Origin of the sequence: Microbacterium sp. K35, assembly GCF_004794375.1 — a bacterium.
Classification (GTDB): Bacteria; Actinomycetota; Actinomycetes; order Actinomycetales; family Microbacteriaceae; genus Microbacterium; species Microbacterium sufflavum.
Genome location: NZ_SSDM01000182.1, coordinates 1 through 18,256 on the forward strand (window position 1 = coordinate 1; position 18,256 = coordinate 18,256).

The following is an 18,256-nucleotide window of genomic DNA, read 5'->3' on the forward strand; positions in this document are numbered from 1 at the left end:
TCCTCGCCGCCGCGACACCGTCGCTGGCGTCCACGGCGGCGAGGAGGCGGCTGCGCAGCGCGTCGGCCGATGGCAGCGCTGACACGGGCTCGCTGAGCACGGAGAGCTGTGCGGGGTGGCGCAGGAAGAACTCGGCGAGCCCGGTCGAGGCGCCGAACACCCGCCACACCGTGCGGCGCGTCTCCGCATCGTCGACGAGCGGCCGCACCGCCTCCGGGTCACGGCGCGCCACCCGGAGCAGTCCGCGCACCGCCGCATCCGGGTCTGCGGCGCCCATGCCGTCGAGCAGCCCCGCACGGGGTCGGTCCAGCAACGACTCCAGCTCTGCCAGCGACGCGGCGGCCTCGGACAGCTCGGAGAAACCGATCCGTGCGAGCGCGGAGAGCGAGACGGAGGCGTCGGGTCGGGCCATGCCGCGCCTCAGAGGAGCTCGAGGTTGTTCTTCAGCTCCAGCGGCGTGACCTGCCCGCGGTACGCCTCCCACTCCTTGCGCTTGTTGAGCAGCACGTAGTTGAACACCTGCTCGCCCAGCGTCTCGGCCACGAGCTCGGACTCCTCCATGTACTCCAGCGCGTGGTCGAGGCTCGCGGGCAGGGCGGAGTAGCCCAGCGCACGGCGCTCGGCGTCGCTCAGCGCCCACACGTTGTCCTCGGCCTCCGGCGGCAGCTCGTACCCCTCCTCGATGCCCTTGAGGCCTGCGGCGAGCATGAGCGCGTAAGCCAGGTAGGGGTTCGCGGCCGAGTCGAGCGCGCGGTACTCCACGCGCGACGACTGCCCCTTGTTCGGCTTGTACATCGGCACCCGGACGAGCGCCGAACGGTTGTTGTGACCCCACGTGATGAAGCTGGGGGCCTCGTCGCCGCCCCACAGCCGCTTGTACGAGTTGACGAACTGGTTGGTCACGGCGGAGATCTCGTTCGCGTGCCGCAGGAGCCCGGCGATGAAGTGACGGCCCGTCTTGGACAGCTGGTACTTCGCCCCCTCCTCGTAGAACGCGTTCTGATCGCCCTCGAACAGCGACATGTGCGTGTGCATGCCGCTGCCGGGCTGACCGCTGAGCGGCTTCGGCATGAACGTGGCGTACACGCCCTGCTCGATGGCCACCTCCTTGATCACGGTGCGGAACGTCATGACGTTGTCGGCCGTGGTGAGGGCGTCGGCGTAGCGCAGGTCGATCTCGTTCTGACCGGGACCGCCCTCGTGGTGGCTGAACTCCACCGAGATGCCGAGGTCTTCGAGCATGCGCACCGAGCGGCGCCGGAAGTCATGGGCCGTACCGCCCGGCACGTTGTCGAAGTACCCGGCGGAGTCGACCGGGACCGGACCCTCGGGCCCGAACGACGAGGACTTGAGCAGGTAGAACTCGATCTCCGGGTGCGTGTAGAACGTGAAGCCCGCGTCAGCGGCCTTCGCGAGCGCGCGCTTGAGCACGTGACGCGGATCCGCCACCGCCGGCTGCCCGTCCGGGGTGGTGAGGTCGCAGAACATGCGCGCCGTCGGGTCGATCTCCCCGCGCCACGGCAGCGTCTGGAACGTGGTCGGGTCGGGCTGCGCCAGCAGATCGGACTCGTACGTGCGGGTGAGGCCCTCGATGGCCGAGCCGTCGAAGCCGATGCCCTCCGCGAACGCCCCCTCGACCTCGGCCGGCGCGATCGCGACCGACTTCAGCGTGCCGATCACGTCGGTGAACCACAGCCGCACGAACTTGACGCCGCGCTCCTCGATCGTGCGAAGCACGAAGTCCCTCTGCTTGTCCATGGCTACTCTGCGCCCTGGCCCTTCGCGTCGGAGCCGAAGCCGCTCGACGGCTTCGCGTCCCAGCCCTGCTCCGCGGCCTCCTCCTCGGCCCAGGCACGCGACCGCTCCTGGAGGACCTCGGGCGCACGACGCGCCTCGGCCTCGGTGTCGAAGGGGCCGACGCGGTCGATCGAGGGCGACAGCATGCCGAACTCGACCTCGCCCGTGGCGGAGTTGTACCAGTACTTGTGATCGCCGTCGGTCATGGCTTCTCCTTCTTCCCGCGAGTCGTTCGGGTGATGTCATCGATCCTACTGGCGCACACAGCGGTCGCTAAGCTATCGGCCATGGCAAAAGCGATCGGCGTCGACATCGGCGGCACGGGTATCAAAGCGGGAATCGTCGACCTCGAACACGGCACCATGGCCTCGGATCGGGTACGCGTGCCCACCCCGGAAGGTGCGGCGCCGGAGGACGTGCTCCTCGCCGTGCAGACCGTGCTCAAGACCCTCGACGTGCACGAGTCGACGCTCCCCCTCGGCGTGGCCTTCCCGGCGATCGTCAAGCGCGGCAAGACCCTGTCCGCCGCCAACGTGTCGAAGAAGTGGATCGACTTCGACGCGGAGCGGTTCTTCCGCGACGGGCTCGGCCGCAACATCGTGTTCGTGAACGACGCCGACGCGGCGGGTGTGGCCGAGGCTCGCCACGGTGCCGCGCGCGACGTGATCGGCTTCACGCTGCTCACCACTCTCGGAACCGGGATCGGATCGGCCTTCCTCTACGACGGCGTGCTGCTGCCCAACACCGAGCTCGGCCACCTCAACTTCCGCGGCTTCGAGTCGGTGGAGACCTGGGCGGCCACCTCCGCCCGCGAGCGCGAAGGGCTCAGCTGGGCCGAGTGGGCGGAGCGGCTGCAGGAGTTCTACTCCCACATCGAGTTCATCTTCAGCCCCGACCTCTTCGTGGTCGGCGGCGGGGTGTCGAAGAACGCGGGCGACTTCCTCCCGCTGCTCGACCTCAAGACCCCGATCGTCCCGGCGATCCACCGCAACAACTCGGGCATCATCGGCGCCGCGTCACTCGCCGGCGACTGACACCAGCGACACGTGGAAGGCCCCGCAGAGCATCTGCGGGGCCTTTCCTCGTGGGGCGAATGGGCCGGCCTGTACGCCGGGTTCTGTTCCGGGGTTCTTCGCCCCTTCGACGGCCATCTCTCTCGGCGACACGTTGCCGTGCCGCTCCAGCGGTCTACCCGAGGACTCGGCGGGCCGCGTCAACATCCTCTGTCTGACCTTGCTCCGGGCGAGGTTTACCTGGCGGGCCGTGTCACCACGGCCCCCGGTGGTCTCTTACACCACCCTTTCACCCTTACCCGCGATCCGAGGATCACGGGCGGTCTGCTCTCTGTGGCACTTTCTCGCGGATCACTCCGGGTGGGTGTTACCCACCGCCCTGCCCTGTGGAGCCCGGACGTTCCTCGGTGCGGTCACCCGCCACGCGACCGTCCAGCCGACCCATTCGCCCCTCCAGTCTACGGCGCTCACTTCTCCGCGGAATCCGCGATGCGCAGGTCGAGCGGCACCTCGATCGGGAACGTGCCGAACAGGCGGGTCGTCGCGACCTCCGCTGCCTCCCGCACCGCCGCCGCGGCGGCCTCGGCGTGCTCGCGCGGGGTATGCACGATGATCTCGTCGTGCAGGAAGAACGCCAGATGCGGCTCGCGGGCAAACGGGCCGGAGGCCTCGGCGGCCCCGAACACGGGCGGCAGCTGCTGCAGCCGGTGTCGGATCTCGGCGAGCCAGATGAGCGACCACTCGGCCGCCGTGCCCTGCACCACGAAGTTGCGGGTGAAGCGTCCCCAGTCCCGGGCTCGCCGACGAGCGAGGGCCACCACGGCGGGATCGGCCTCCGCGGCCGTCGCATCCGACTGCAACCGCATCCACTCGTCCGACGGCCGCGGCGAGGACCGGCCCAGCCACGTCGAGACGATCCCGCCGTCCTCGCCCGTGCGCGCCGCTTCGTCGACGAGGGCCATGGCGCGCGGGTATACGCGGCGCAACCGTGGCACCAGACGGCCGCTGTCGCCGCTCGTCGCGCCGTACATGGCCCCGAGCACCGCATACTTCGCCTCTTCACGGGTCGCGACCGCGCCCGACGCCACGACACCCGCGTAGAGGTCGCCACCGCGCGCCGCCTCGGCCATCGCTTCGTCCGCCGCCATGGCCGCCAGCATCCTCGGCTCCAGCTGCGCGACATCCGCGACCACCAGCGTCCATCCGGGGTCGGCCCGCACGGCGGGTCGCAGGTTCCGCGGCAGCTGCAGCGCTCCCCCGCCGGCCGAGGCCCAGCGCCCCGTGACCACGCCACCGGGGATGTAGACCGGACGGAACCGCCCCTCGTGCACCCACTCGGACAGCCACGTCCACCCGTTCGCGCTCAGCAGCCGGGACAGCTTCTTGTACGCCAGCAGCGGTTCGACGACGGGATGGTCCTGCGTCGACAGCTCCCACTTGCTCGTGGACTCGACCTGCACTCCGACGCGATGCAGGGCGCGCAGCAGCTTGGGCTGGCTGTCCAGGTGGAGAGTCGCATCGCCGAGTAGCGCTCGCACCTCGTCCGCACGCTCCACCATGTGCCGGGGAAGACCGCCGCCCGCGGGCCGGGCGCCGAGGGCCTCGGTGAGGATCGCGTCGTGCACCTCGGTGTTCCAGGGCAACCCGGCGGCGCGCATCTCCTCGGCGATCAGGCCACCTGCGGACTCGGCGGCGCACAGGAGCGTCAGCCGACCGTCCCGCGCGGCGGCGATCACCCGGCGTTGCGCGCGGTACTGCTCCAGGGCCGCGACGACCGCCGGCTCCCCCGATTCCTCGTCGAACACGTCGAACAGGGAGGGCGTCGCGTCCGCGGGCTGCCGCGGCTCCCAGGCGGCAGACGGAGGCAGCGGCGCGGGCACCGTCGCGGTGTCCCGCAGGATCGCATGGCACAGGACCAGGTCGTGACTGCGGCCGATGCGGACTCCCTCCCGCAGCAGCAGTGCGTACACCTCGGCGGCCGAGCGCAGGATCCACCGGGGGCCGTCCTCCGCCTCCGTCGCGGCGACCCAGGACGCGAGTTCGCCCGCGGGCACGAGCGTCCGACCGCTCTCCCGGTCGTGCTCGTCGAGCTCGACCGCCGCGTACTCGGCCGCCCCGAGCGCGATCAGGGCGATGCGGCGCTCCGTGCCCGACGCCGGCACCGTCATCGGCGGTGCACGACGGATGCGCTCACGAGAGCCCCGACTCCTCGGTGCGGACGAGGATGCAGCCGCACTCGGGGCAGGAGACCACGGCGTCCTCCGGGGCTCGGCGGATCTCGTTGAGGTCGGTGCCAGGGAGCATCATGCGGCAGCCCTCGCAGGTGCCGCGGGTGAGGAGCGCCGCCCCCGCGCTGTTCTGCGCGCGGCGGTCGTACTCCGCCAGCAGCGGGGCGGGGATCGAGCCGGCGACGGCCTCCCGGTCACGCGTCAGCTGAGCGCCGAGCTCGGTGGCCGCCGCCACGTCGGCCTTCGCCTGCGCGGTCAGGGCCGTGCCCTCGGTCGTGGTCGTGTCGAGCAGCGCCTGCTGAGCGGCGACGGCGGCATCGGCCTCTTCCACGCGCCCCATCACGTCGAGCTCCGCGTCTTCCAGGTCGCTCAGGCGCTTGGCCAGGCTGGCGAGCTCGTGCTCGAGCGCCTGCGCCTCCTTCGCGTTGGTCGCCGCCGCCAGACGCGCGGTGTCGCGGTCACGGCGCTGTTCGGCCAGAGACACATCGGACTCCAGCCGCGCGAGTTCCGCACGCGCATCGTCCCGCGCGCCGGTGAGGACCGTGAGCTCGCGGAGCTGCTCCTGGCGGACGGCGACGAGCTCGGTGATCCGCGCCGCCTGACTCGGCTGGGTGCGAGCACGCTCGGCCTGCGCGATGCGCCGGTCGAGGTCCGCGATGTCGAGCAGGGTGCGCTGGTTCTCCGGGGTGGCGTTCACGCTCACAAATCTAGTCGGTCGGCCGTCGTCCGGGCCTCAGCCGATGACGCCGTCGACGTAGAGCCACGTCCGGCCCTCGCGGACGAATCGGCTGCGCTCGCGCAGGGAGCCGCGCTCGGGGCCGTGCCGCCAGAACGCCTCGAACTCCACGACGCCGTCGCGGTCGAACGGTCCCCCGGCCACGCGGTCGACGATCAGCAGCCGACGCCACTCCAGACCCCGGTCGAACTCGACGTCGCGGGGCCGCGTGCTCGGATGCCAGGTGCGCAGCAGGTACGCGGCGTCCTCCCGGGAGAAAGCGGTGTAGCGGGAGCGCATGAGCCGCTCAGCGGTCGGAGCGGGCGCACCTCCGAGAAGGGGCGCGCAGCACTCGTCGAACGGGTTGCCGGAGCCGCAGGGGCAGCGTGCGGACGACATCACGAGAGCGCGACGATCAGGGTCATGCCTGCCAGCATCACGCACACCGGAGTCATGGTCCACCGTTCCGCGGGACTCCGCGAGATCGCATTGAGCAGGATCCCGATCACGAAGTACGCGAACAGCACCCAGCACAACACGACGACGACGGGCAGCTCACCCCCGGCGATGACTCCCGCACGGCTCAGCAGCAGTGCGGCGAACCCGGCGTAGAGGACGACCGAGACGATGCTGCCGACGCGGAGCCGCACGGGCAGAACGCGGTGCGCACCGCCCCAGGCGAAGCGGCCGAGCGGCGCGCCGAAGATGAGGGCGACCTGGAACAGCGTCAGAGCCGCGAGAAGGACGAGGGCGCCCGTCAGAGCGACGGCGAGCATGCGGAGACCTCCAGGGTGTCGGGAGTCATGCGGACAGGTCGAGATCGTCGAGCCAGGAGAGCGCGAGCCCGTGCGAGCGGAGACCGTAGTCGAGGGTCGCGCGACGGAAGCGGTACAGCTCGCGCACGGCCTCAGGCACGTCGGTCGCATCGAGCTCCTCCGCCAGGGCGGCGAGCCGGGACTGGTCCTCCGCGATCCGTGTGCGGATGACCTCGACGCACAGCGGACGCTCCGCGGGCGGGAGGTGACCCAGGAGGTGGATCCGCGCGAGCATCAGGGGCTCGGGGTCGGATCCGGTGAGCGGCGACGTCATCCACGTGTGCCAGGACCGACGCCCCTCCGCCGTCACGCGGTACAGCTTCCTTCCCCGACCGTTCGCGGCCGCCTCGTCCACGCGTGCCCAGCCCTGCGACTCGAGCTGACGGAGGGCGCGCTGGATGCTTCCGAAGCTCGCGGCGTAGAAGAGCGAGATCCCGGCGCGGAACCGCTTGTGCACGTCGTAGAGCGTGAGCGGAGCGTCCAGAAGGATCCCGAGGATGAGGAACTGCATGCTCCAGATATACCTCTTAGGGATATTGCGGACAAGGCCTACGCTGAACACAAGCCACCGAAGGAGCACCGATGCCCGCCATCCCCACCGTCACCGCCCACAACGGCTTCACCCTTCCCGCGATCGGGCTGGGCACCTATCGCCTCGACGGCGATGCGGGAGCCGACGCCGTCGCCGCGGCCATCGGCGCGGGCTACCGCCTCATCGACACGGCCTTCAACTACGAGAACGAGGGGTCCGTCGGGCGCGGTGTCGCCGCCGCCGACGTCGACCGCGCCGAGATCATCGTCACCACCAAGCTGCCCGGCCGACACCACCCCGCGGACCGGGCGCGGATCAGCATCGAGGAGAGCCGCTCCCGGCTCGGGCTCGATGCGACCGATCTCCATCTGATCCACTGGCCGAACCCGCACCAGGACGAGTACGTCCCCGCATGGACCGCGCTCGTCGAGGCCCAGTCCCGCGGCGTCGTGCGGCAGATCGGCGTGTCGAACTTCCTGCCGGAGCACCTGGAGCGCATCGAGAGGGAGACCGGCGTCCGCCCCGTGGTCAACCAGATCGAGGTACACCCGTACTTCCCCCAGGAGGAGCAGCTCGCCCACCACCGCGCCCAGGGGATCATCACCGAGGCGTGGAGTCCGATCGGCCGGGCGAAGGCGCTGCTCGACGAGCCCGTGATCAGGGAGGTCGCCGCCGCACACGACATCGCACCGGCGCAGGCGGTGCTGGCCTGGCACGTCGCCCGGGGGACCGTGGCGATCCCCAAGGCCTCGTCGCTCGCTCACCAGCTCGACAACCTCGCCGCGGCGGAGATCGTGCTCGACGACGCCGAGGTGGCCGCGATCACCGCACTCGGTCGCCCGGACGGACGGCTCTTCGACGCGGACCCCGCCGTCCACGAGGAGTCCTGACCGCGGGAGCGCTCAGACGGTCTGCGTCCCCAGCACCCGCAGGAACTCCAGCTTGCCGGCCGCCTCGCTCCCCCGCGGCGCGGTCAGCACGATCAGCGCCTGCGACTCGTCTTCCGTGAACAGCGCCTGGCAGTCGACCTCGATCTCGCCGAGCTCCGGGTGCACCATCACCTTGTGCTGCTCGAAGCGACGGCTCACCTCGTGCGCCTCCCACAACCGCACGAACTCGTCGCTCATGGCCGAGAGGGCCGTGACCATCTCGCAGGCGCGGGAGCGCGCACCGGGGACCGCGTGCGCGGCCCTGAGCGTCGCCACGAGAGACCGCGACTGCCGCACGTGATCGACCTCCCGATAGCGGAGGCGCTCCGTCTCCGGGGAGGCGAACCAGCGGTAGATCCCGCTGCGATCCATCCCGGTCAGGCTTCCCGCATCGCCGATCAGCGCCCGGGAGGCGTCGTTCTGCACGAGCACCTCGTCGAGCACCGACACCACGAACGCCGGCGTGTCGTGCAGCCGGTCCAGCACCCGGAGGATCCCCGGCCGCACGTAGTCGGTCGCCGTGACGCGATCCGGGGCGCTGTGGCCGCTCAACCGGAACAGGTAGTCGCGCTCGTCCTCGGTCAGCCGCAGCGCCCTGGCGAGCGAGCCGAGGATCTGCACGCTCGGCTGTGGTCCCCTCCGCTGCTCCAGGCGTGCGTAGTAGTCCGTCGACATCGTGGCCAGCTGGGCCACCTCCTCGCGCCGCAGACCGGCGGTTCGGCGGCGCGCTCCCGCGGGCAGCCCCACGTCGGCGGGCGTCAACGCCTCCCGGCGGCGCAGCAGGAAGTCGGCCAGCGCATCACGATCCATTCCTGAAGTATCCCCCTGCCGCGGCACCCGAACCAGGGATCGGCGGTCCCTGGACGATCCCTCTCTGGAGCGTCCAGCCGCAGCCGTCGACGCTGGAACCATGGACATCACCGGAAACACCATCTTCATCCCCGGCGCGACCAGCGGCATCGGCCTCGCGCTGGCCCTCCGACTCCACGAACGCGGGAACACCGTGATCGTCGGCGGGCGGCGCGCCGACCGGCTCACCGCGATCGCCGACGCGCACCCAGGCATCCACACCGTGCAGATCGACGCCGCGGACGCCGACAGCATCCAGGCAGCCGCCCGCACCGTCCTCGCCGAGCATCCGGCGCTGAACGTGCTCGTCACCATGGCGGGCATCATGCGCGCCGAGGACTGGCGCTCACCCGACGGCTTCCTCGCGACCGCCGAGGAGATCGTGACCACCAACGTCCTCGGGCCGATCCGTCTGATCGCCGCGTTCGTCGAGCACCTCCGCACGCAGCCCGCCGCGACGATCATGACCGTGACGTCCGGGCTCGCGTTCGTCCCGCTCAAGGCGACGCCGACCTACAACGCCAGCAAGGCCGCGATCCACATGCTCAGCGAATCCCTCCGCCTGCAGTTCGCCGACACGAGCATCTCCGTCGTCGAGCTGGAGCCGCCGGCCGTGCGCACCGCTCTCATGCCCGGGCAGGAGCAGGACGAGTCGGCGATGCCTCTCGACGAGTTCGCCGACGAGGTCATGGCGCTCATCGAGACCGACCCGGAGGCGCCCGAGGTGCAGGTCGAGCGCGTCAAGTTCCTGCGCCACGCCGAGGCGAGGGGGGACTACGCCCGCGTCGTCGCCGCGCTCAACAGCACCGATCGTCACGCCCGCTGAGGCCGGGGCGGTGCCCGTGCACCGCCCCCAGTTCACGCCTGCAGGGACCCCGCGACCGCGGTGAGAGCATCGGCCGACTGCCGCAGCTGCTCCAGCTCGCGCTCCGAGAAGGAGGTGGCGCGGATCGGCTCGGCCCCGGCGGCGCTCACGATCGACGGCACCGACAGGGCGACGCCGTCCAGGCCATGGAAGTCGCGCAGCACCGTGCTCACCGGCATCACGGCGTGCTCGTCGCGGAGGATGGCCTCCACGATCCGCGCGCTCGACAGCCCGATCGCGTAGTTGGTCGCCCCCTTGCCGCGGATCACCTTGTACGCGGCGTCGCGCACCTCCACCGCGATCTCGTCCAGCTCCTCCAGCGTGAACCGCGGGTGACCCGGCGTCTCCCACTCCAGGATCGGCACCGTGCCGATCGTGGCGCGGGACCACAGGGGGAACTCCGTGTCCCCGTGCTCGCCGATGATGTGCGCGTGCACGCTCGCAGTCGACACTCCCGCCCGCTCGGCGAGCTTCCATCGCAGACGCGACGTATCGAGCACCGTGCCGGAGGCGAAGATCCGCTCCGGCGGTAGCCCCGTCTCCTGCTGAGCGATCACGGTGAGCACGTCGCACGGGTTCGTGACGATGACGTACACCGCGTTCGGTGCGACGGCGAGCAGGTCGGGCATCATGCGCCGGATGATGCCCGCGTTCACCCCGGCCAGCTCGGTGCGGGTCTGCCCCGGGTTCTGCTTGGCCCCGGCGGTGATGACCACCACGTGCGAGCCGGCCGCGACCGAGATGTCGCTGCCCCCGACGATCGCGCTCGACCCGGTGAACTGGGTCCCGTGGGCGAGGTCGAGCACCTCGGCCTCGACCTTCTCGGTGGCGATGTCATAGAGCGCGACGTGACGGGCGGAGCCGCGGATCAGTGCGGCGTACGCGACGCTGGAGCCGACGCTCCCCGCACCCACGACCGTGAGCTTCGAGTTCTCGATGATCTCCATGCGCCCATACTGACAGCGGGCGCGTCGCTCCGGGAGGGGGCGAGCCGTGTGAAAGCGCGCAGGTCAGACCGCCGCGGCCACCGCATCCGCCGCGGTCCGGTGGGTGAACCGGAACCCCGAGCGCTCGAGCACCTCCGGGCGCACATCGGCATCCGGCAGCAGGAGCGAGTCGGCCGCGTCCCCGAGCGCCAGGCGCAGCGCCCAGCGGGGAGCGCGAAGCCAGTACGGGCGATGCATCCGCGCGGCAAGGGCGCGTCCGATGTCGTTCATGGTGGCGGGCGTCGGACCCGCGAGGTTCACCGGACCGGTGAGCTTCGCGTCGAGCGTGTGCCGGATCGCCCGCACCTCGTCCTCGAGCGAGATCCACGGCCACGTCTGCGTGCCAGGGCCCAGCGGTCCCGCGACCCCGAGCCGGGTGAGCAGCACCAGCGGCCGCAGGACGCCGCGGCGATGGATCACGGGGGCGGTGCGCAGCAGCGCGACCCGGGTGAGGTCCTCCACCCGTCTGGCCTCGGCCTCCCATCGCACGCAGAGGTCGGCGAGGAACGTGTCGCCCGGCCGCGAGTCCTCCGTGAGGGTCTCCCCCGGCGCGGAGCCGTAGTAGCCCACGGCCGACGCGGAGACCAGCGCCGGAGCGTCGGAGCCGAGCGAGCGCAGCGCCGTCGTGAGGGTGTGCGTCGCATCGAGCCGGGACTCCACCAGCTCCCGGCGGTACCGCAGCGTCCACGGGAGCCGGCCGACGCTGGCACCGCCCAGGGCCACGACCGCCTCCGCACCCGCGAGCACGTCGGGGTTGAGGGAGCTCACACCGGGCATCCACTGATGCTCGCCGTCCTCCCGGGGCGGGTGACGCACGAGCGTGTCGACCTCGATCCCGTCGCCTCGCAGCGAGGCCGCGAGGGCGGAGCCGATCAGGCCGGATGCCCCGCTGATGACGATGCGTCGCGCCATGGTCGCTCCCCCGGTCTCCTCGAGACGGTGGGCCCTGCCGGGATCGAACCGACGACATCCACGGTGTAAACGTGGCGCTCTACCAGCTGAGCTAAAGGCCCTGGTGCGCTCAGTCTATCCGGCGGCGCATGCGCACCCACGTCGTGGAAGAGGGATAGGCTGAGGTCGGCGCGCGTTGTGCACGGCCGACAAGGCTGCCCGTGTCGCTTCCCGTTTCCTTGGCATGACCTGCCAGCTTGACGAAAGGTTCCCCCGTGACCGTCCACGACCAGGATCCGTACTCTCAGGGCCCCCTCGACAGCGATCCGGAGGAGACCGGCGAGTGGCAGCAGTCGCTCGATGAGCTGGTGGATGCCAAGGGACACGGCCGCGGCCGTGAGATCATGCTCAGCCTGCTCAAGCGCTCCAAGGAGCTGCACCTGAACGTGCCGATGGTCCCCACCACGGACTACATCAACACGATCGCTCCGGAGAACGAGCCGGAGTTCCCCGGTGACGAGGAGATCGAGCGCCGCTACCGCGCCTGGATCCGCTGGAACGCGGCCATCACGGTGCACCGGGCGCAGCGTCCCGGCATCGGTGTCGGCGGTCACATCTCCACGTACGCCTCCTCCGCCGCCCTGTACGAGGTGGGCTTCAACCACTTCTTCAAGGGTGCAGACCACCCCGGCGGTGCCGACCAGATCTTCATCCAGGGTCACGCCTCCCCCGGCACCTACGCCCGCTCGTTCCTCGAGGGTCGTCTGACCGAGGACCAGCTCGACGGCTTCCGCCAGGAGAAGTCGCACGCCCCGAACGGCATCCCCTCCTACCCGCACCCGCGGCTGATGCCCGAGTACTGGCAGTTCCCCACCGTGTCGATGGGGCTCGGCCCGATCAACGCGATCTACCAGGCGATGTCGAACAAGTACCTGGAGAACCGCGGCATCAAGGACACCTCGCAGTCGCACGTCTGGGCCTTCCTGGGCGACGGCGAGATGGACGAGGTCGAGAGCCGCGGTCAGCTGCAGGTCGCGGCGAACGAGGGCCTCGACAACCTGACCTTCGTCGTCAACTGCAACCTGCAGCGTCTCGACGGCCCGGTGCGCGGCAACGGCAAGATCGTGCAGGAGCTGGAGTCGTTCTTCCGCGGTGCCGGCTGGAACGTCATCAAGGTCGTCTGGGGCCGCGAATGGGACGACCTGCTCGCCCGCGACACCGACGGCGCGCTGCTGAACCTGATGAATGTCACGCCCGACGGCGACTACCAGACCTACAAGGCGGAGTCGGGCGCGTACATCCGCGAGCACTTCTTCGGGCGCGACGAGCGCACCGCCGCCCTCGTCAAGGACTACTCCGACGACGACATCTGGAACCTCAAGCGCGGCGGCCACGACTACCGCAAGGTCTACGCCGCGTTCAAGGCCGCGACCGAGCACAAGGGCAAGCCGACCGTCATCCTCGCGAAGACCGTCAAGGGCTACGGGCTCGGCCCGCAGTTCGAGGGCCGCAACGCGACCCACCAGATGAAGAAGATGACGCTGGACAACCTCAAGACGTTCCGCGACGCGATGCACATCCCCATCACGGACGCGCAGCTCGAGGAGAACCCGTACCTTCCCCCGTACTACAACCCGGGACCGCAGGACGAGACGATCCAGTACATGCTGGAGCGCCGTCGCGCGCTGGGCGGCTTCCTGCCGGAGCGCCGCTCGACCCACGTGGGGCTCTCGCTCCCCGAGGAGAACGCGTACGCGCTGCCGAAGAAGGGCTCGGGCACGCAGGAGATCGCCACCACCATGGCCTTCGTCCGCCTGCTGAAGGACCTGCTGCGCTCGAAGGAGTTCGGGCACCGCATCGTGCCGATCATCCCCGACGAGGCGCGCACGTTCGGCATGGACGCCTACTTCCCGACCGCGAAGATCTACAACCCGAACGGTCAGCACTACACGTCGGTCGACCGGGAGCTGCTGCTCGCCTACAAGGAGAGCCCGCAGGGCCAGATCGTCCACGTCGGCATCAACGAGGCGGGCGCCCTCGCGGCTTTCACCGCGGCCGGCACGTCGTACGCCACGCACGGCGAGCCGCTGATCCCGATCTACATCTTCTACTCGATGTTCGGCTTCCAGCGCACGGGCGACGCCCAGTGGGCGGCGGGCGACCAGATGGCACGCGGCTTCATCATCGGAGCGACCGCCGGACGCACCACCCTGACCGGTGAGGGCCTCCAGCACGCCGACGGCCACTCGCACCTGCTGGCCGCGACCAACCCGGCCACCGTGTCCTACGACCCGGCCTACGGCTACGAGATCGCGCACATCGTCCGCTCCGGTCTGGAGCGCATGTACGGCGGCGAGCACGAAGACCCGAACGTCATGTACTACCTCACGGTGTACAACGAGCCGATGGTGCAGCCCGCCGAGCCGGCGGACGTGGACGTCGACGGCATCGTCCGCGGCATCCACCGCGTCTCGGTCGGCGAGGGCGACGGGCCTCGCGCCCAGCTGTTCGCGTCGGGCGTGGGACTGCCGTGGGCGATGGAGGCGCAGGAGCTGCTCAAGAACGACTGGGGCGTGATCGCAGACGTGTGGTCGGTCACCTCCTGGACGGAGCTGCGCCGCGACGGTCTCGCCGCAGACGAGCACAACTTCCTCCACCCCGAGCAGGAGCCGCGCACGGCGTACCTCACGCAGAAGCTGCAGGGCGTCGAGGGTCCGGTCGTGGCGGTGAGCGACTTCATGCACGCCGTCCAGGACCAGATCCGTCCGTGGGTGCCGAACCGCTTCGCCACGCTCGGCGCCGACGGTTTCGGCTTCTCCGACACGCGGGCCGCTGCTCGTCGCTTCTTCAAGATCGACGGCCCGTCGATCGTGGTGCGCACGCTGCAGTCGCTCGCGGAGGAGGGCACGGTCGACCGTTCGCTCGCCGCGCAGGCCATCGAGAAGTACCGTCTGCACGATGTGAACGCCGGCACCAGCGGTAACGCAGGCGGGGAAAGCTGAGCCTTCGGTGACACCGTCGTCTGCCGCCGGCATGGACAAGGCCGCGACACTCACCTGGCTGCGCCGGATCTCCGGTGACATCGCCTCGGTGACGATCAAGCGGCTGGAGGACACGCTCCCGTGGTACGCCGACATGCCACCGGCCCGCCGTTCTGCGGTCGGGCTGGTGGCGCAGGCGGGCATCACCTCGTTCATCCAGTGGTACGACGACCCCACCTCGACCCCGTGGATCGCGGCGGACATCTTCGCCGCCGCGCCACGGGAGCTCCTGCGCAGCGTGAGCCTGCAGCAGACGCTCCAGCTGATCCGCGTGACGGTGGAGGTGACCGAGGAGCGCGTCGCCGGCAAGGGTGAGCATCTCCGCGAGGCCATCCTGCTGTACTCGCGCGACGTCGCGTTCGCCGCGGCCGACGTGTACGCCCGCGCCGCAGAGGCCCGCGGCCTGTGGGATGCGCGCCTCGAGGCACTCGTGGTGGACTCGATCCTCACGGGAGAGGCCGACGAGGAGCTGCCGAGCCGCATCGCCGCCCTGGGCTGGCACGGACACGGCGAGGTCGCGGTGCTGGTCGGCACGACGCCTCCGCAGTTCGATGTGGACCTCGTGCGTCGGACGGCGCGGAAGCTCGCGGTCGACGTGCTGATCGGCGTGCAGGGCTCACGGCTCGTCCTGGTGCTCGGCCGTGCCCGCGTGGCCGGACAGGAGGGCGAGGACGAGGAGCTGGGCTTCCAGGAGATCGCCGCCCGGCTCGAGCCGTCGTTCGGGCCCGGCTTCGTCGTGCTCGGACCCGCGGTCGCCGCCCTCGTCGATGCGAGCCAGAGCGCCAGGGCGGCCCTCGCCGGCTTCGCGGTGGCTCGCGCCTGGCGGAGCGCACCGCGACCGGTGGAAGCCGACGACCTGCTGCCCGAGCGCGCTCTGGCGGGCGACCCCCTCGCGAAGCAGACGCTGGTCGAGCGCATCTTCCGCCCACTGCAGGCCCATTCGACCGATCTGGTGACGACGCTGTGGAGCTACCTCGACAACGGCCGCTCGCTGGAGGCGACCGCGCGCGAGCTGTTCGTGCATCCGAACACCGTGCGCTACCGCCTCAAGCGCGTGAGCGAGGTGATCGGGTGGGACGCCACGGGCCCGCGCGAGGCCCTCATCCTGCAGACGGCCCTCATCCTCGGGTCCATCGGTGCCGCGGAGCAGGTGCGTCGCCGCCCGTCCGCACGGCGCCCGCCGCGGTGACGCCGCCGGGCCCTGTGCGCCACACACAAGGGATCCTCGCAATCTTGTGATGGATCATCCACCGCTCGTCGGCAATCGTTGGCAGACTGGGTGGGTGATTGTCGTCGTCTGCCCTGGACAGGGCTCGCAGACCCCCGGTTTCCTCGCCCCCTGGCTCGACCTCGACGGCGCCGAGGAGCGTCTCGCCTCCTTCTCCGAGGCGGCCGAGGTCGACCTCCGCACCCACGGCACCGAGTCCGACGCCGACACCATCCGTGACACGCGCATCGCGCAGCCGCTGATCGTCGCCGCGTCGCTCCTCGCCGGAGACGCCCTCGTGCAGCGGTCCGGCCGCCGTGCGGACGGCATCGCCGGTCACTCGGTCGGCGAGGTCGCCGCCCTCGTGGGCAGCGGGGTGATCGACGAGACGACCGGCATGCGTCTGGTGGGGATCCGCGGCCGCGCGATGGCCGATGCCGCCGCGCAGACCCCCACGGGCATGAGCGCGGTGCTGGGCGGCGACGAAGACGCGCTGCTCGCCCGCCTGGCCGAGCTCGGCCTGTCCCCCGCCAACTACAACGGCGGCGGCCAGATCGTGGTCGCCGGACCACTGCCGGCACTGGCTGCTCTGGCCGAGGAGCCGGTGAAGGGCACGCGCGTGGTGCCGCTGCAGGTCGCCGGTGCGTTCCACACCTCGTACATGGGCTCGGCGGTCGCCGCGCTCCGCGACGCGGTGGCCGACGTGTCCCCCGTCGACCCCGACATCACGCTCTGGACCAACCGCGACGGCTCCGTGGTCTCCGACGGCGCGCAGGCTCTCTCGTATCTCGTCGACCAGGTGTCCTCGCCGGTGCGCTGGGACCTCTGCATGGCGTCGTTCGCCGAGGCGGGCGTCACCGGGGTCATCGAGCTCGCCCCCGCCGGCGCCCTCGTCGGCCTCGCCAAGCGCGGGCTCCGTGGTGTGCCGACCGTCGCCGTCAAGACCCCCGAAGACCTCGACGCAGCCGTCGCGCTGCTGAACGGAGACGCCGCATGAGCGCCACGCTCGCCCAGCTCACCGGCCCCGCGTACACCCGCATCTACTCGTACGGTGCCGCGCGCGGCGAGAACGCCGTCCCGAACGACGACCTGATCGGTCCGATCGACTCGAGCGACGAGTGGATCCGCCAGCGCACCGGCATCGTGACTCGCGTGCGCGCCGACAAGGGAACGGATGCGATCGACCTGGCCACCGCCGCGGCCGCCGAGGCCATCGAGAAGTCGGGCGTCCCCGCCGACCAGGTCGACCTCGTGATCGTCGCGACGATCAGCAACCCGAAGCAGACGCCCTCGGTCTCGGCGATCGTCGCCGACCGCGTCGGTGCGAACCCGGCGGCCGCCTACGACATCAACGCCGCCTGTGCGGGGTATGCGTACGCGATCGCGCAGGCCGACGCGCTCATCAAGGCCGGTACGGCACGCCACGCTCTCGTGATCGGCACCGAGAAGCTGTCCGACGTGGTCGACCCCACCGACCGCAGCATCTCGTTCCTGCTCGGCGACGGTGCCGGCGCTGCACTGATCGGCCCCAGCGAGACGCCGGGCATCTCCCCCGCCGTGTGGGGTTCGGACGGCTCCAAGGCCGACGCCGTGGGCATGAACGCCACCCTCACCGAGTTCCGCGACGGCGAGGTGCCGTGGCCCACGCTGCGCCAAGAGGGCCCGACCGTCTTCCGCTGGGCGGTGTGGGAGATGGTGAAGGTCGCCCGTGAGGCACTGGACAAGGCGGGCGTGACCGCGGAGGACCTCGCCGCGTTCATCCCTCACCAGGCGAACATGCGCATCATCGACGAGTTCGCCAAGCAGCTCGGTCTGCCGGAGACCACGGCGATCGCCCGCGACATCGAGACGACGGGCAACACCTCGGCCGCCTCCATCCCGCTCGCGAGCCACCGCCTCCTGGCTGAACACCCCGAGCTTTCGGGTGGGCTGGCGCTGCAGATCGGCTTCGGCGCCGGTCTCGTGTTCGCCGCACAGGTCGTCGTCCTCCCCTGAGTCCGCGCCGACCTTCCCTAGACTGTTCCACGGTTCCTAATACACCCCGTAAGAAAGAGGAAGACCACCATGGCTTTCACCAACGATGAGGTCCTCTCCGGCCTCGCAGAGCTCATCACCGACGAGACCGGCATCAACGCCTCCGAGGTCGCCCTGGAGAAGTCGTTCACCGACGACCTCGACATCGACTCGATCTCGATGATGACGATCGTCGTCAACGCCGAGGAGAAGTTCGGCGTGACCATTCCCGACGACGAGGTCAAGAACCTCAAGACCGTCGGCGACGCGGTCAACTTCATCGTCGCGGGCCAGGAGTAACACGGCAGGATGCCACCCCCGCTGCGGCGGGGCGTGGCATCCTCCGCTCTGCCCATCTCCCGCACGACTCCCGTT

18 protein-coding genes, 1 tRNA gene, 1 other RNA gene and 1 pseudogene are annotated in these 18,256 nt (G+C 70.6%); 8 read left to right on the forward strand and 13 right to left on the reverse strand.

What is annotated here, in order from left to right; translation table 11 throughout:
- The 3 genes and pseudogenes from DW299_RS06980 to DW299_RS06990 form a co-directional block, all read right to left on the reverse strand.
- Positions 1–412: pseudogene (locus tag DW299_RS06980) on the reverse strand (bifunctional [glutamine synthetase] adenylyltransferase/[glutamine synthetase]-adenylyl-L-tyrosine phosphorylase); the annotation flags it as partial.
- An 8-nt stretch (positions 413–420) separates the two neighbouring features.
- On the reverse strand, positions 421–1,758 hold the full coding sequence (glnA, locus tag DW299_RS06985; protein ID WP_136030252.1) for a type I glutamate--ammonia ligase: 1,338 nt from the start codon (positions 1,756–1,758) through the stop codon (positions 421–423).
- Between the two features lie 2 nt (positions 1,759–1,760).
- Positions 1,761–2,003, reverse strand: a complete 243-nt coding sequence (locus DW299_RS06990) for an SPOR domain-containing protein (protein WP_136030250.1) — start codon at positions 2,001–2,003, stop codon at positions 1,761–1,763.
- A gap of 81 nt (positions 2,004–2,084) precedes the next feature.
- Here DW299_RS06990 and ppgK point away from each other — a divergent pair, with 81 nt between their 5' ends.
- The gene (gene ppgK / locus DW299_RS06995; protein WP_136036155.1) at positions 2,085–2,831 is read left to right on the forward strand and encodes a polyphosphate--glucose phosphotransferase; all 747 of its coding nucleotides are present in this window, start codon (positions 2,085–2,087) and stop codon (positions 2,829–2,831) included.
- 56 nt (positions 2,832–2,887) lie between these two features.
- On the opposite strand, the gene rnpB is transcribed toward ppgK, so the two are convergent.
- The 6 genes from rnpB to DW299_RS07025 all read right to left on the reverse strand — a co-directional run bounded on the left by rnpB (position 2,888) and on the right by DW299_RS07025 (position 7,079).
- Positions 2,888–3,254: RNase P RNA component class A (gene rnpB, locus DW299_RS07000), an RNA gene on the reverse strand.
- Between the two features lie 23 nt (positions 3,255–3,277).
- Complete coding sequence (locus DW299_RS07005; RefSeq protein ID WP_136036156.1) at positions 3,278–4,978, reverse strand: bifunctional 3'-5' exonuclease/DNA polymerase; 1,701 nt, start codon at positions 4,976–4,978, stop codon at positions 3,278–3,280.
- Between the two features lie 22 nt (positions 4,979–5,000).
- Positions 5,001–5,735 (reverse strand): zinc ribbon domain-containing protein, encoded by a 735-nt coding sequence (locus DW299_RS07010; RefSeq protein ID WP_136030244.1) that lies wholly within the window; start codon positions 5,733–5,735, stop codon positions 5,001–5,003.
- Between the two features lie 36 nt (positions 5,736–5,771).
- Positions 5,772–6,152: a YchJ family protein gene (locus tag DW299_RS07015; RefSeq protein WP_136036157.1), complete on the reverse strand. Its 381-nt coding sequence runs from the start codon at positions 6,150–6,152 to the stop codon at positions 5,772–5,774.
- Positions 6,152–6,529 (reverse strand): hypothetical protein, encoded by a 378-nt coding sequence (locus tag DW299_RS07020; protein WP_136036158.1) that lies wholly within the window; start codon positions 6,527–6,529, stop codon positions 6,152–6,154. Before DW299_RS07020 ends, DW299_RS07015 begins: the two co-directional genes overlap by 1 nt.
- 25 nt (positions 6,530–6,554) lie before the next feature.
- Entirely contained in the window at positions 6,555–7,079 is a 525-nt protein-coding gene (locus tag DW299_RS07025) for a PadR family transcriptional regulator (RefSeq protein ID WP_136036159.1), read from the reverse strand.
- Between the two features lie 71 nt (positions 7,080–7,150).
- Between DW299_RS07025 and DW299_RS07030 the strand changes: the two genes are divergently transcribed.
- A complete protein-coding gene (locus DW299_RS07030; RefSeq protein ID WP_136036160.1) occupies positions 7,151–7,990 on the forward strand; it encodes an aldo/keto reductase in 840 nt (279 codons plus the stop codon).
- A gap of 12 nt (positions 7,991–8,002) precedes the next feature.
- Here DW299_RS07030 and DW299_RS07035 read toward each other — a convergent pair whose 3' ends face one another.
- Positions 8,003–8,839, reverse strand: coding sequence for a helix-turn-helix transcriptional regulator (locus tag DW299_RS07035; protein WP_136030234.1), 837 nt, complete (start codon positions 8,837–8,839; stop codon positions 8,003–8,005).
- Positions 8,840–8,939: 100 nt separating this feature from the next.
- On the opposite strand from DW299_RS07035, the gene DW299_RS07040 reads away from it, so the two are divergent.
- On the forward strand, positions 8,940–9,704 hold the full coding sequence (locus DW299_RS07040; RefSeq protein ID WP_136036161.1) for an SDR family oxidoreductase: 765 nt from the start codon (positions 8,940–8,942) through the stop codon (positions 9,702–9,704).
- Positions 9,705–9,736: 32 nt separating this feature from the next.
- On the opposite strand, the gene DW299_RS07045 is transcribed toward DW299_RS07040, so the two are convergent.
- From DW299_RS07045 to DW299_RS07055, 3 genes are all read right to left on the reverse strand, one after another.
- The gene (locus tag DW299_RS07045; protein ID WP_136036162.1) at positions 9,737–10,690 is read right to left on the reverse strand and encodes an L-lactate dehydrogenase; all 954 of its coding nucleotides are present in this window, start codon (positions 10,688–10,690) and stop codon (positions 9,737–9,739) included.
- A gap of 63 nt (positions 10,691–10,753) precedes the next feature.
- Positions 10,754–11,641 carry a TIGR01777 family oxidoreductase gene (locus DW299_RS07050; protein ID WP_136036163.1) on the reverse strand — a complete coding sequence of 296 codons (888 nt, stop codon included), beginning with the start codon at positions 11,639–11,641 and terminating at the stop codon, positions 10,754–10,756.
- A gap of 28 nt (positions 11,642–11,669) precedes the next feature.
- Positions 11,670–11,742: transfer RNA gene (locus DW299_RS07055), tRNA-Val, on the reverse strand.
- 153 nt (positions 11,743–11,895) lie between these two features.
- Between DW299_RS07055 and aceE the strand changes: the two genes are divergently transcribed.
- From aceE to DW299_RS07080, 5 genes are all read left to right on the forward strand, one after another.
- Complete coding sequence (gene aceE / locus DW299_RS07060) at positions 11,896–14,622, forward strand: pyruvate dehydrogenase (acetyl-transferring), homodimeric type (protein WP_136030225.1); 2,727 nt, start codon at positions 11,896–11,898, stop codon at positions 14,620–14,622.
- Positions 14,623–14,653: 31 nt separating this feature from the next.
- On the forward strand, positions 14,654–15,850 hold the full coding sequence (locus DW299_RS07065; protein WP_136030264.1) for a PucR family transcriptional regulator: 1,197 nt from the start codon (positions 14,654–14,656) through the stop codon (positions 15,848–15,850).
- A 94-nt stretch (positions 15,851–15,944) separates the two neighbouring features.
- Positions 15,945–16,865 (forward strand): ACP S-malonyltransferase, encoded by a 921-nt coding sequence (locus DW299_RS07070; RefSeq protein ID WP_136036164.1) that lies wholly within the window; start codon positions 15,945–15,947, stop codon positions 16,863–16,865.
- Positions 16,862–17,863, forward strand: a complete 1,002-nt coding sequence (locus DW299_RS07075; protein ID WP_136030221.1) for a beta-ketoacyl-ACP synthase III — start codon at positions 16,862–16,864, stop codon at positions 17,861–17,863. The genes DW299_RS07070 and DW299_RS07075 overlap by 4 nt, the downstream gene beginning before the upstream one ends.
- A gap of 69 nt (positions 17,864–17,932) precedes the next feature.
- Positions 17,933–18,181 carry an acyl carrier protein gene (locus DW299_RS07080; protein WP_136030219.1) on the forward strand — a complete coding sequence of 83 codons (249 nt, stop codon included), beginning with the start codon at positions 17,933–17,935 and terminating at the stop codon, positions 18,179–18,181.
- Positions 18,182–18,256 lie beyond the last annotated feature (75 nt).

What these genes read in the sequence shown, in the direction of transcription:
- DW299_RS07035 (WP_136030234.1), bottom strand. Translation starts at nt 8,839, where the DNA reads ATGGATCGTGATGCGCTGGCCGACTTCCTGCTGCGCCGCCGGGAGGCG.
- DW299_RS07020 (WP_136036158.1), bottom strand. Translation starts at nt 6,529, where the DNA reads ATGCTCGCCGTCGCTCTGACGGGCGCCCTCGTCCTTCTCGCGGCTCTG.
- DW299_RS07015 (WP_136036157.1), bottom strand. Translation starts at nt 6,152, where the DNA reads ATGTCGTCCGCACGCTGCCCCTGCGGCTCCGGCAACCCGTTCGACGAG.
- DW299_RS07065 (WP_136030264.1), top strand. Translation starts at nt 14,654, where the DNA reads ATGGACAAGGCCGCGACACTCACCTGGCTGCGCCGGATCTCCGGTGAC.
- DW299_RS07040 (WP_136036161.1), top strand. Translation starts at nt 8,940, where the DNA reads ATGGACATCACCGGAAACACCATCTTCATCCCCGGCGCGACCAGCGGC.
- glnA (WP_136030252.1), bottom strand. Translation starts at nt 1,758, where the DNA reads ATGGACAAGCAGAGGGACTTCGTGCTTCGCACGATCGAGGAGCGCGGC.
- DW299_RS07080 (WP_136030219.1), top strand. Translation starts at nt 17,933, where the DNA reads ATGGCTTTCACCAACGATGAGGTCCTCTCCGGCCTCGCAGAGCTCATC.
- DW299_RS07075 (WP_136030221.1), top strand. Translation starts at nt 16,862, where the DNA reads ATGAGCGCCACGCTCGCCCAGCTCACCGGCCCCGCGTACACCCGCATC.
- DW299_RS07045 (WP_136036162.1), bottom strand. Translation starts at nt 10,690, where the DNA reads ATGGAGATCATCGAGAACTCGAAGCTCACGGTCGTGGGTGCGGGGAGC.
- DW299_RS07050 (WP_136036163.1), bottom strand. Translation starts at nt 11,641, where the DNA reads ATGGCGCGACGCATCGTCATCAGCGGGGCATCCGGCCTGATCGGCTCC.
- ppgK (WP_136036155.1), top strand. Translation starts at nt 2,085, where the DNA reads ATGGCAAAAGCGATCGGCGTCGACATCGGCGGCACGGGTATCAAAGCG.
- DW299_RS07025 (WP_136036159.1), bottom strand. Translation starts at nt 7,079, where the DNA reads ATGCAGTTCCTCATCCTCGGGATCCTTCTGGACGCTCCGCTCACGCTC.
- DW299_RS07030 (WP_136036160.1), top strand. Translation starts at nt 7,151, where the DNA reads ATGCCCGCCATCCCCACCGTCACCGCCCACAACGGCTTCACCCTTCCC.
- DW299_RS06990 (WP_136030250.1), bottom strand. Translation starts at nt 2,003, where the DNA reads ATGACCGACGGCGATCACAAGTACTGGTACAACTCCGCCACGGGCGAG.
- DW299_RS07005 (WP_136036156.1), bottom strand. Translation starts at nt 4,978, where the DNA reads ATGACGGTGCCGGCGTCGGGCACGGAGCGCCGCATCGCCCTGATCGCG.